Source organism: Microbulbifer sp. SAOS-129_SWC, from assembly GCF_039696035.1.
GTDB lineage: Bacteria > Pseudomonadota > Gammaproteobacteria > Pseudomonadales > Cellvibrionaceae > Microbulbifer.
Genome location: NZ_CP155567.1, coordinates 181,186 through 192,603 on the forward strand (window position 1 = coordinate 181,186; position 11,418 = coordinate 192,603).

Here is an 11,418-nt window from a genome sequence, read left to right on the forward strand (position 1 = left end):
CGTCAATAGCTAATACGTATTAAAGCAGAGAGGGAGGGAGATCACATTTCGCTTGGTATAAACTTCACTCAGTCAGTAGCACGCGAACGAATCTACTAAGCTAGATATATTTCCTCAGACCTCACGTTTGCCTGGATTTGGCTAATCATCAGAAGCTATACGTCAACGCCGCAAACCCCTTAACCACATTATCATCCCCCACAATCGGACTATCCGTTATCTCACTGTCCAGATTCTCCACCGCCACACTCAACGCCACACGCCAGTTTTCCGTAATCTCCAGCAACCCGCCGACACCGGCCTCGATCGTATAGCTGCTGCCTACCGCATAAGCAGGTCGGCCGGGCAGGGCGGCGTAGTCCGGCACGCCGTAATCGTAATCCGCCATCTCGCTGCTCAGCCAGTTGACGCCAAGCTCCGGCACCAGGCGCAGGTTGCCGAACTGGAAGCCCTTGGACACGCTGGCCTTGGCGGTGCCGCCGCCGACGCGGTTGAGCAGGTCGTGTTCATAGCGCAGGCCAAACTCGGTGCCGGCCGGGCCGTCGTACATCAGGCCGAGGCCGCCGAGCAGGGTGGAATCGCGGTCGCCGAGGCCGCGGAGATTCTCGCTGTCGTCTTCCTCATAGGCGCCCACGCGGTAGGAGGCGGTGAGGGCCAGGCGCAGTTTGTCGCTGCCGACGATGCCGTAGCGCAGCTGCGGCCCCACCCACTGCAGGCGCTCGCCGAAATAGGTAATGGCGGGGATCACCTGCACCACGCTGGAATCGGAACCCACATAGGGGCTGCTGCGGGCAATTACACCGAGGCCGACACCCCACTGGCCGGATTCGCCGAGCACCTCGTACAGGTGGATATCCACCTGGTTCGGCTTGCCGGCTTCCACTGCAATGCTGGCCTTGTCGAAACTGGGCGGCCCCTTGGGTTTGTAGTTATTCGACAGCCCCACGGATTCCCGCGGGATACCGATAAAGTTCTTGTCCAGCGTGCGGTTGCCGTTTTCATCCAGGTAGGCGAGCACGGCCACGGTGCCGGCCGGCACCCCGGAAATCACATAGTTCTGCCCGGGCTGGATGGTGTAGTGCACCTCCTTCCGCGGGTTGCGGAAATCCCCGAACGTATGCGCGTCATCGTAGACCTGCAGCACCAGCGATCCCTCCGGCGGCAGATTGTGCACGCGCACGGTGATGTCCTCGGCGGTTGCGGCGGTGGAGCCGCCGAGCAGGGCCAGTAACAGGGCGATGCGGGATGTGTTCATGGGCCGGGGTGTGTTCATGGGCGATGAATCCTGGGGTGTGTCCTGAGTCTTGTCATAAGGCAGCCATCCCCATGTATACGCGCGCCGTGGCGATGCCGATGACTCCTGCCGCGATATCCCGCACTTTCGTCGCCATTTGCTTTCTGTTGTTCTCTTTTTAAGGCGAGGGAGTTAAGGCGAGTGGCCACAGTTTGCGTTTTGCCCATTCATGTAATAATGTAAGTTACATGAAAAGAGACAGCAGACTATCCGGCGTACTCCACGTACTCCTGCATATGGCCGAGACCGATGGCCCGGTCACCTCCGAGGCCCTGGCGGCCATGATGCAGACCAACCCCGTGGTGATCCGCCGCATCCTCGGCGGCCTGCGCGAGCAGGGCTTGGTGCAATCGGAGAAGGGCCACGGCGGTGGCTGGCGCCTGGCGCGGGACCTGGAGACGGTGACCCTCTACGACATTCATATCGCCCTCGGCTCCCCCGGCGTGCTGGCGCTCGGCCACCGCACCGAAGCGCCCGGTTGCCTGGTGGAACAGGCGGTCAACACGGCCATGGGCGATGCCTTTGCCGAGGCCGAGGCGCTGCTGCTAAACCGCTTTCGCGAAATCACGCTGGCGGACCTGAGTCGGGATTTCCACCAGCGCATGCAGCACTGCGGCAACCCTGATCACTGATTCCACCCCCCACCTTAATTCCCTGAAGAGGCGCACGCATGCCCGGTTCCGCAACCCCAGATACGACGGATTTTGACGTCGCCGTCGTCGGCGGTAGTTACGCCGGCATGAGCGCCGCGCTGCAACTGGCCCGCGGCCGCCGCAGGGTACTGGTGCTGGACTCCGGTCAGCGCCGCAACCGCTTCGCCAGCCATGCCCACGGCGTGCTCACCCAGGACGGCCGCCCGCCGGGTGATATCGCTGCCGACGGCCGCAACCAATTGCTGCGCTACCCCAATGTCACCTGGGTGGATGGCAATGTGGGCACGGCAGAAAAGGTCGGTGATCAGTTCCGCATAACTCTCGACACAGAAACAGACACAGAAACCAACACAGACAGCGGCACCGGCACAAGCTACCTGGCCGCGCGCCTGATCCTCGCCACCGGCGTGCGCGACGAACTGCCAGAGGTGCCCGGCCTGGCGGAGCGCTGGGGCCGCTCGGTATTCCACTGCCCCTACTGCCACGGCTACGAACTGAACGGCGCTGCCATCGGCTGCCTGGCCATGGGGGAAATGTCCGTGCACCAGGCCCTGGTACTGCCCGACTGGGGCCCCACCACGCTGTTCACCAACAATTACCTCGAGCCGGACGCCGAGCAGCTGCGTCAACTGGCGCTGCGCAAGGTCAGCATCGAACGCACGCCGGTTACCGGGATCAGCGGCGAGCACGCCACCATCCACCTGCAGGACGGCCGCACCATCGATCTCGCCGGTCTGTATATCGCACCCCAGATGCGCCAGGCAGCACCGCTGGCGCAACAGCTCGGCTGCGCCATTGAAGACACACCGGTGGGCGAGATGATCCAGACCGACGAGAAGCAGGCAACAACCGTGCCCGGTGTCTTTGCTTGCGGCGACAGCGCGCGCGCCAAGGGCAGTGTGACCTTTGCGATGGCCGACGGCGCCATGGCCGGCATCGCCGCGCATGCCTCACTGATGTTTGCGGGGCTGGAGTAAATGAATCGAGTTATCCACAACCTGTAAATTGCGCACCGCCCAGCAACGAACTGCCCTGCGCCCCGGGCGCAACCACAGCGAGAGAAACTCCATGCAGCGCGAAGAAATCCGGGAAATATTCGACCAGCAGGCCGCCACCTACGACCAGCAGTGGCAGAAGACCGCCGCACTGAACAAGGCCCTGCACCTGCTGATGGGCGCCGTGTTTGCCGAACTGCCCGAAGACGCACACCTGCTGTGCGTGGGCGCCGGCACCGGAGCCGAGCTGCTCTACCTCGCCGAGCGCTTTCCCCGATGGCGCTTTACCCTGGTGGACCCATCCTCCGGCATGCTCGAAGTCTGCCGCCACCGCGCGCGCGAACAGGGCATTGCAGAGCGCTGTACCTTTCACCAGGGCTATGTCGAATCACTCCCCGCCACAGAAACCTTCGACGGCGCCACCGCCTTGTTAGTGTCGCAATTCATCCTGGCGCCGCAAGCGCGCAGCGAATTCTTCCGCGACATCGCCCGCCGTCTGCACTCCGGCGGGATTCTGGTGAGTTCGGATCTGTCGGCCGATATCCATTCAGAGGAGTACCACGGCCTGCTAGAAATGTGGCTGCGCATGATGCAGGCCGCCGAGGTTACACCCGAGGCGGTGGAGCGGATGCGCACAGCGTATGCGCGGGATGTGGCGGTGCTGCCGGCGGGAGAGGTGGAGGAAATTATCGGGGCGGGTGGTTTTGGCGCACCGGTGCAGTTTTATCAGGCTGGACTTATTCGCGGCTGGTATTCGCGTCGAAAGCCTTCAGTTTCATGATGGTCTTTGCAGGCCGCTAACGCATCGAGATCCCGGCCCCGAAAAATGGGGCCGTGATCACTAGGATTTCAGATCTTCAAAATTTAACCCGTGTTTGCTGAGCAGCTGCTTGACCCTGTGGGAATCATTGCTTGTTTTCTTGGCCTGCCGGCTCACGTTGAATAATTTCCTGCCCGCCTCCGCCATTGAGTTCGATTGCTGGCAGACGTCTATCAGGGCGGAGAGTTTGAGCTGGTCGTAGTAATCCATTTCCACACTGCTGCCCGGGCCGAGTACGCGTTCGATCGATATTTTTGGATTGTTGGCAGTGTCTGCGGGAAGCTCCCACTTGCGTTTAAGCCGCCGGATTTCTTCATCGACGACCTCGACGGTGATGCGGCCGCCGTCCGCCAGCGTACCCATGCGGGTAATACTGGCATTGAGGTCGCGGAAGTTGGCGGACCAGGTGGCGTCAACTGAGCAGCCGAACACCAGGTATTTCTCCCGGGCGGCCTTGTTGAAGCTCACCAGGTAGCCGGCCTTGTTGGAAAAGGCTTCCAGCTCAAAGTCGATATTGGGCTCCAGATCCTCGATTCGCTCCTTGAGCGACGGCAGCTTGTAGGTCCAGAGGTCAATACGGGCCAATAGATCGGCGCGAAAGCTGCCATCCCGGACGTTTTGGGCCAGGTCCCTGTTGGTGCCGGCTATCAGCTGGAAGTCACTGCTGGCTTCCTTGTCCGACCCGAACGGTGTGAAGCGCTTGTCTTCGATGGCGCGCAGCAGCATCGCCTGCTCATCGAGGCCGAGCTCGCCGATTTCATCCAGGAACAGCAACCCCTTGTTGGCCTCCCTCAGCAGGCCCGCCCGATCTGCCGTGGCGCCGGTGAATGCACCCTTCTTGTGGCCGAACAGGGCGGACATGGTGTTTTCGCCCTTGAGGGTGGCGCAGTTGATGGCAACCAGGCGGCCCTCCAGCTTGCCGCGCTGTCTGCGCAACTCGTACAGCCTCTGCGCCAGCTGCGTTTTGCCGGCGCCGGTGGGGCCGGTAATCAAGATGGGGGCATTGGAGCGGATGGAGACTTTTTCCAGCTGTTCGATCATCCGGTTGAAGGCGGCATTGTTGGTCTCGATCCCGCCTTTCAGATAGACGGTGCCCTCCTGGTGTTCTTTCCTGAAGCGCGATGCGATCTGATCGTACTTGGAGAGATCCAGGTTGATGATCTGGTATTGCCCGGGCTGATTGCTATCGCGCCCGGCCGGTGCCGTTTGCAGCAATTGTCCGGGCAGGTATCCGGCCTCGGTCAGCAGGTAGAGGCAGATCTGCGCGACGTGGGTGCCGGTGGTGATATGTACCAGGTAATTTTCCCGGTTGGGTTCGAACGGATAGCCGCGGGCGAAATCCAGCAGCTGGCTGTACACCGTCTCGAAATCCCACGGGTCCCCGAAGTTTACCCGGTGGTGGACCACCTCAGTCTCCGGCGATACGCGCGCAATATCCTCGGTCACCTGGTTGGCCAGGCCCTGGGAATGGTTGTCGAACAACAGCTCCAGCCGGTCGATCAGCAGATCCTCGTGCTGGAACATGGAAACCGTCGGCCGCCACTTGTCCCAGCGCTTGTCGCCCTTGCCGCGCCGATCCATGGTGGTGCCGAGAATACTGATAGCCACTGTTTTCATGGTTATCAAATATATTATTAAGATATCGAAAAAGATAGATTTTGAAAGGTTGGGGTTCAGATTGGTCTGTTTAAATAATCGCCATAAAATTAAATAAATGTATATATATCAATGGGTTAAATAAAATTCTGATGCCTTGTGAAAAGTTGGCACCTTCCTCGCATTACAGGGGCAACGCAAAAGCGAATAACACAAAACGGATTTGAACAAGGGAAGAGCAATGACTCAGCAAGCGTATGAAGTGATGCAGGATGGCGGTGTACCGATCAAGTCCTGGACCGTCGGGGTGCCTTTCGAAGACGAGGCCAAACAGCAGCTGAAAAATATTTCGCGCATGCCGTTTATCCACCAGTGGGTGGCGGCGATGCCGGACGTTCACCTGGGTAAGGGGGCCACCATCGGCAGTGTGGTGCCGACGCTGGGTGCGGTGATTCCCGCCGCCGTGGGTGTGGATATCGGCTGCGGCATGATGGCGGTGCGCACCAGCATCAAGGCATCGCAATTGCCGGACAACCTGGCTGCAGTGCGCTCGGCGATTGAGCGCGCGGTACCCCACGGCCGTTCGGCGCGCAACCGGGGCAGCCGCGACAAGGGTGCCTGGAGCAATGTACCGGACGATGTGATGAGCGCCTGGGCGCCGCTGGCGACACAGTTTGATGTGTTGCAGGAAAAGCACCCCCTGCTGAGGAAAACCAACAACATCAACCACCTGGGAACCCTGGGAACGGGCAACCACTTTATCGAGATGTGCGTGGATGAACACGGCAGTGTCTGGCTGATGCTGCACAGCGGGTCCCGCGGTGTAGGTAACCGGATCGGTACGCATTTTATCGAGATGGCCAAAAAGGATATGGAGCGCTGGCATATCCATTTGCCGGATTCCGATCTGGCCTATCTGCCGGAGGGAACCGAACACTTCGACCAGTACGTGGAAGCCGTGGAGTGGGCGCAGAATTTTGCCCGCATCAACCGCGAAGTGATGATGGCGCGCGTGATCAGGGCCGTGAAAGAGTCGCTGGGAATGGACTTCGAGGTGCGCATGGAGGCGGTGAACTGTCACCATAACTATGTGTCCCGCGAGCACCATTTCGGTAAGGATGTGCTGGTTACCCGCAAAGGCGCGGTGCGCGCCCGAGAGGGGGAGATGGGGATTATTCCGGGCAGCATGGGCGCGCGCTCCTTTATCGTTCGCGGGCTCGGCAACAGTGAAAGCTTCTGCAGTTGCAGCCATGGCGCCGGGCGGGTGATGTCGCGCACCAGGGCCAAGAAACTGGTATCACTGGACGAGCACCTGCAGGCAACCGCCGACGTGGAGTGCCGCAAAGACGCCGATGTCATCGATGAAACACCGGCGGCTTACAAGCCGATTGAAAAGGTGATGGCGGCGCAGAAAGACCTGGTGGAAATCGTGTACACCCTGAAGCAGGTAGTGTGTGTGAAGGGATAGAGGTAGACGGATTAGAGGAATTAGAGAGATCAGAGGGAATAGCAGGATGTTGGTTATCGACGGATCGCAGGGAGAAGGTGGCGGGCAGATTTTTCGCTCGTCACTGACGCTGTCCATGTGCCTGCAGAAGCCGGTACGTATCACAAACATACGCGCTGGCCGCAGCAGGCCCGGCCTGTTGCGCCAGCACCTCGCGTGTCTGCGCGCCGGGCGGGATATTTGCGACGCGGAGATCTCCGGTGATGAACTGGGTTCCGCGGAAGTGGTGTTCAAGCCGGGTCGGGTTCGACCCGGTGAGTACCGCTTCGCCATAGGGTCAGCCGGCAGTACCAGTCTCGTATTCCAGACGATTCTGTTACCGCTGCTGCTGAGCGATGCCGCCAGCGAAGTTTGCCTGGAAGGCGGTACGCACAATCCCCATGCGCCCAGTTTTGATTTTATCGACAGGGCTTTTTTACCGCTGGTGGCGCAGATGGGATACCGGGTTGCCGTCGAGCTGGAGCACTTCGGGTTTTACCCGGCGGGCGGCGGTCGCTGGAGGGCGCGCATTGAGCCGCTGCAGGAGCCGAAACCATTGGATCTACCCGACCGCGGCGCAGTGCTGCGGGAGGAAGCTTTGGTGACTTCTGCGCATATACCGGGCCACATCGCCGAGCGGGAACTGCAGAAAATCCACGATAAATGCCACTGGCCGCAGGAGAACCTGTGCCGGCGCGAAGTGGATTCCGCCGGCCCGGGCAACATCGTCTCGCTGCGGGTGGTATCGGAGCACGTCGCGGAGGTGATTGAAGTCGTGGGTGAGAAACAACTCAGTGCAGAGCGGGTTGCGGGCCGTGCAGTCAGGGCTTTAAGCCAGTACCTGGCCGCCGGCGTTCCGGTCGGCGAGCACCTGGCCGATCAAATCGTATTGCCGATGGTGCTGGGAAAAGGCGGCTGTTTCAGGACGTTGAAGCCCAGCCAGCACCTGCTGACAAATATCGATGTGATTCGTCAGTTCAGCGGGATCGAGGTGAAAGTCCAGCGGGAAAACGGTCTTGCCTGGAGCGTCAGCGTATAGGCAACCAGCATTGTGAGGTGTGTGTACAACTTGATAAATCATGGATGAACAATCGCACAGGGGATGTGCGAGGGAAAGAATACGGATCATTTGCATGAAGGTCCTGGGTGCCCTCTAAAGTCGCTGATGTGTTTACACGCGAAAGAGGGCATTCAGATGGCGCCAACAGTAAATGAACCTGAAAGAGTTTAGGAAAAATATCCGCTCAGCGGTGCTGGTTCCAAACGCCAGCCTGGCGCAACAGCCAATGGCAACTTGCGTACCGAACGGACAATTGCCTGAACAACACTTTGTAGCTCAGAGGGTAGAGCGGCCGATATACATCGGCTGGTCGCAGGTTCGACTCCTGCCAAAGTACTGTCGTCTTTTAAACGACCTAACTGGTAAAGGCGAAAGCCTGGGGTTCAAGTCCCCGCAGGGCCAAGGCCCTTTTGTGTATCGGAGGCCCACAGACCCTAAATGCCGTCAAACCGTTTCCCTCGGGAAAGGAGCGCCAGCATTTCGGGCACCGGAAACGCAGACGCCGCCGGTGGGCAACATTGCACGTCGTTCAGTCATACCGAATTCGCCGGCAGTGTGGTGCAGCGCTGCTGTCGCAGCGCCCGAAACGCCGGCCGATTCAGTCAATGACGATACAACCTGCTCTGTTCAAGCCGTCGTCCTCCGCGTTTCCGGGTGGGCCTCACCTTTATCGCCATTGCGGGTAAAGGAAATCAAGAGAAGGATAAATACAGTGGTTATATGGAAATGTATCGATATAGCGGATAACGAGCGCGCCTTCCTGTTCCGCAGGAATCGCTTTGTACGTGTGCTGGAAGCGGGCCGCTACCGCGTTATGCGGCTGGCCGGTAAAACCCGCGTCGAGATCCACGATATCAGCGATGTACTGTTCAAGCGGCCCAACGCCAAATTTTTGCTCAACAGCCATGCGGAAAAACTGGAGCCGTATATCGAATCCCATGAATTGACGGATACCCAGGTCGGCCTGCTGTACCGCGATGGCCACCTGGCGGATATCCTGCCGCCGGGCACCTTTCTGCCGGTGTGGAAAAGTGTGGAGCAGGTCCGTGTGGATATCGTTGATATCAGTGAGCACTACACTATTGATGAAAAACTCGTGCGCCTGCTCGGTCGCGGTTCGAAAGTGGGTAAAACCACTGTTGCTGCGTCTGCGGTGCACTATATCGAAGTGCCAGACGAGTATGTGGGTCTGCTCACCGTCAACGGCAAGCTGGAACAGCGTCTGGCACCGGGAAGCTACGGCTTCTGGAAGTACAACCGCTCAATCGGGGTGCAGCTTGTGGATCTGCGCTTGCAGACGGTGGAGGTCGGCGGCCAGGAAATCCTGACCAAAGACCGGGTGAGCCTGCGCATCAACCTGAGCGCCAGTTACAAGGTGCTGGATCCGGAAAGGGTTGTGCTGAAGCTCGGCAACTATGCCGAGTTTATCTACCGGGAACTCCAGCTGCGCCTGCGCGAGGCAGTGGGTACCCGCAGTCTTGACGAGTTGTTGGAGGACAAGGACAGCCTGAACGTCGGCATCGTCAGCAATGTGCGTGAAAAACTGGCCCATTACGGTATTGAAATTGGGACCGTGGGAGTGAAAGACATCATACTGCCGGGTGATATGAAGCAGATTCTCAATCAGGTGGTAGAGGCCCAGAAGGAGTCCGAAGCCAACCTGATCAAGCGCCGGGAAGAAACCCAGGCGATGCGATCGCTGCATAACACCGCCAAGATGATGGAAAACAGTCCGGTGCTGATGCGATTGAAGGAGCTTGAGGCTCTCGAAAGAGTGACTGAGCGGATCGGCAATATTTCCGTCTACGGTGGCCTGGACGGAGTCTTGAATGATCTGGTGAAGTTGCGCCCTTCCGCTACATCGCCATAAAAAACCCGCCCCCTGGGGCGGGTTTTTTACTCATAGAGATCTTCGCCGCTGAACGGCTGGTGCGTTTACTGCTGCCACCACTGCAGGAATTTTTGCCCCACTGCCACCTGCGGCAACGAATGTTCCTCCCCCTCAATCCCCTGTTCCTTCTCCATCTCCGTCACCCGCTTGTCCGCCGCCGCAAACCACGCTGCCGGATCATTGGCGCCCTGATCCAATGCGTCTCCATACAACGCCGAACTGAACCAGGTCCGCTGTGAATCATCGCCGCAGCCAAAGGACGTGCGGTCCGCGGCGGCGGAGGTGAATACCACCCGTTCGGGGTTGGCGAGGGCGTTTTTCCACAGGCCAGAATAGCAGGCGGAGACCACGATCCACTGGTGTTTTGCGTGCAGGCCGCCGAGCCATTGCTTGCCATCGGCGACGGACAGGTTATTCAGCTCCAGGTCGGGCTGCGCCAGGATGACATTGCCGTCGCTGTCGCCATGGCTGACGATGTGGACCAGCAGCAGGTCCTCGCTCGGATCCATGACCTTGTCCAGCGCGGCGAGGCTTTCGCGCACGCTGGTGCGGGTGGCCAGCGGCAGGTCGCTGTTGCTGCCGTTGGTCAGGCGTATCTGGTGTTGCTTGAGATCGAACACGCCGCCGAGGCGCTCGGACACCCAGTTAACTTCGAGGGCGAATACGGATTCGCTGCCGTCACCGCCGACAATCAGCGCGTAGATGTCACGCGTGCCGGGGCGCTGTGGGGCCAGGTCGGTAAAGGCCGCATGCAGTCGCTCAGCCTCACTGTAGAGACGCGCTTCAGTGGCGGCGCGCTGGGTTTCGGTGCCGCTGTGCCAGGCGGCTTCGCTGGGATAGTAGTCGCCGTTGGCGAAGTAGCCCTGTTCGGTCACCGGTTTCCCGTCGGCATCTGGGTGGATGCGCTCACCCTCGCCGCTGGCCTGGCCGTACTCGAAGTTGGCGCGGATCACGGTGCCGTCCGGCTGGATCAGTTCGCCCTCGCCGTTGTAGTAGCCGGAGTCGAAGCCGCCGCGGTAGCGGTAGCCCTGCGGATCCTGGTAGCTGCCCTGCACCAGGTAGCCTTCGGCAAAGGTGCCGCGGTAGACGGCGCCGTCGGCGGTGTTGCGCTGGCCCTGGCCGTTGGGCTGGAAATTCTGGAATTCACCGCTGTAGGTCTCGCCGTCGGTCCAGCTGGCAGAACCCTTGAGCAGTTGCCCCTGTTCGAAGCGGCCACTCCAGACGCCGTCGCCGCATTCGTAGCGGCCCTCGCCGTTGCGGTTGCCGTTTGCGAAGTCGCCGTCGTAGCTGCAGCCGTCGCCGTAGTCCAGGTGGCCGCGGCCACTCATCAGACCCTGCTCGAATGCGCCGGTGTAGTGGCGGCCGTCAGGCCAGGTGAGTTCCCCCTCGCCCTGGAACAGGCCGTTGTGCAACTCGCCGCGATAGACGGAGCCGTCCGGCAGTGCGGTGCCGCCGCCGAACTGGGCAGGCTTGCAACCGGCGAGTAGCAGCAGGACGGAAAGTGACAGCGGGTGGATTACGGGGCGGCGTTTCATCCGGGTTCCATCGTGTTGTGGGTGTACTGGCGTCGCTTCGGTGTTGCTTCGGTGTTGCATCGACGCCTGCGGCCAGACTACCAAAATG

The 11,418-nt window shown here is 60.1% G+C and carries 9 protein-coding genes and 1 tRNA gene; 7 read left to right on the plus strand and 3 right to left on the minus strand.

Going from position 1 to position 11,418, the window contains the following annotated elements:
- Window positions 1-148 precede the first annotated feature (148 nt).
- Window positions 149-1,273, minus strand: coding sequence for a MipA/OmpV family protein (locus tag ABDK11_RS00780; RefSeq protein WP_346838420.1), 1,125 nt, complete (start codon window positions 1,271-1,273; stop codon window positions 149-151).
- A 209-nt stretch (window positions 1,274-1,482) separates the two neighbouring features.
- On the opposite strand from ABDK11_RS00780, the gene ABDK11_RS00785 reads away from it, so the two are divergent.
- From ABDK11_RS00785 to ABDK11_RS00795, 3 genes are all read left to right on the plus strand, one after another.
- Window positions 1,483-1,926: an Rrf2 family transcriptional regulator gene (locus tag ABDK11_RS00785; protein ID WP_346838421.1), complete on the plus strand. Its 444-nt coding sequence runs from the start codon at window positions 1,483-1,485 to the stop codon at window positions 1,924-1,926.
- Window positions 1,927-1,964: 38 nt separating this feature from the next.
- Entirely contained in the window at window positions 1,965-2,924 is a 960-nt protein-coding gene (locus tag ABDK11_RS00790; RefSeq protein WP_346838422.1) for an NAD(P)/FAD-dependent oxidoreductase, read from the plus strand.
- Between the two features lie 91 nt (window positions 2,925-3,015).
- The gene (locus tag ABDK11_RS00795; protein WP_346838423.1) at window positions 3,016-3,723 is read left to right on the plus strand and encodes a class I SAM-dependent methyltransferase; all 708 of its coding nucleotides are present in this window, start codon (window positions 3,016-3,018) and stop codon (window positions 3,721-3,723) included.
- Window positions 3,724-3,783: 60 nt separating this feature from the next.
- On the opposite strand, the gene rtcR is transcribed toward ABDK11_RS00795, so the two are convergent.
- On the minus strand, window positions 3,784-5,379 hold the full coding sequence (rtcR, locus tag ABDK11_RS00800) for an RNA repair transcriptional activator RtcR (RefSeq protein WP_346838424.1): 1,596 nt from the start codon (window positions 5,377-5,379) through the stop codon (window positions 3,784-3,786).
- A gap of 220 nt (window positions 5,380-5,599) precedes the next feature.
- Between rtcR and ABDK11_RS00805 the strand changes: the two genes are divergently transcribed.
- The 4 genes from ABDK11_RS00805 to ABDK11_RS00820 all read left to right on the plus strand — a co-directional run bounded on the left by ABDK11_RS00805 (window position 5,600) and on the right by ABDK11_RS00820 (window position 9,774).
- Complete coding sequence (locus ABDK11_RS00805) at window positions 5,600-6,826, plus strand: RtcB family protein (RefSeq protein WP_346838425.1); 1,227 nt, start codon at window positions 5,600-5,602, stop codon at window positions 6,824-6,826.
- 46 nt (window positions 6,827-6,872) lie between these two features.
- Complete coding sequence (gene rtcA / locus ABDK11_RS00810) at window positions 6,873-7,883, plus strand: RNA 3'-terminal phosphate cyclase (protein ID WP_346838426.1); 1,011 nt, start codon at window positions 6,873-6,875, stop codon at window positions 7,881-7,883.
- A gap of 286 nt (window positions 7,884-8,169) precedes the next feature.
- Window positions 8,170-8,241 (plus strand) — tRNA-OTHER (locus tag ABDK11_RS00815).
- Window positions 8,242-8,616: 375 nt separating this feature from the next.
- Window positions 8,617-9,774: a slipin family protein gene (locus ABDK11_RS00820; protein WP_346838427.1), complete on the plus strand. Its 1,158-nt coding sequence runs from the start codon at window positions 8,617-8,619 to the stop codon at window positions 9,772-9,774.
- Window positions 9,775-9,839: 65 nt separating this feature from the next.
- Here ABDK11_RS00820 and ABDK11_RS00825 read toward each other — a convergent pair whose 3' ends face one another.
- The gene (locus ABDK11_RS00825) at window positions 9,840-11,330 is read right to left on the minus strand and encodes a C13 family peptidase (protein ID WP_346838428.1); all 1,491 of its coding nucleotides are present in this window, start codon (window positions 11,328-11,330) and stop codon (window positions 9,840-9,842) included.
- Between the last annotated feature and the right edge of the window lie 88 nt (window positions 11,331-11,418).

Coding starts and splice junctions, on each gene's coding strand:
- rtcR (WP_346838424.1), bottom strand. CDS start 5,379: ATGAAAACAGTGGCTATCAGTATTCTCGGCACCACCATGGATCGGCGC.
- ABDK11_RS00805 (WP_346838425.1), top strand. CDS start 5,600: ATGACTCAGCAAGCGTATGAAGTGATGCAGGATGGCGGTGTACCGATC.
- rtcA (WP_346838426.1), top strand. CDS start 6,873: ATGTTGGTTATCGACGGATCGCAGGGAGAAGGTGGCGGGCAGATTTTT.
- ABDK11_RS00780 (WP_346838420.1), bottom strand. CDS start 1,273: ATGAACACACCCCGGCCCATGAACACATCCCGCATCGCCCTGTTACTG.
- ABDK11_RS00795 (WP_346838423.1), top strand. CDS start 3,016: ATGCAGCGCGAAGAAATCCGGGAAATATTCGACCAGCAGGCCGCCACC.
- ABDK11_RS00825 (WP_346838428.1), bottom strand. CDS start 11,330: ATGAAACGCCGCCCCGTAATCCACCCGCTGTCACTTTCCGTCCTGCTG.
- ABDK11_RS00790 (WP_346838422.1), top strand. CDS start 1,965: ATGCCCGGTTCCGCAACCCCAGATACGACGGATTTTGACGTCGCCGTC.
- ABDK11_RS00785 (WP_346838421.1), top strand. CDS start 1,483: ATGAAAAGAGACAGCAGACTATCCGGCGTACTCCACGTACTCCTGCAT.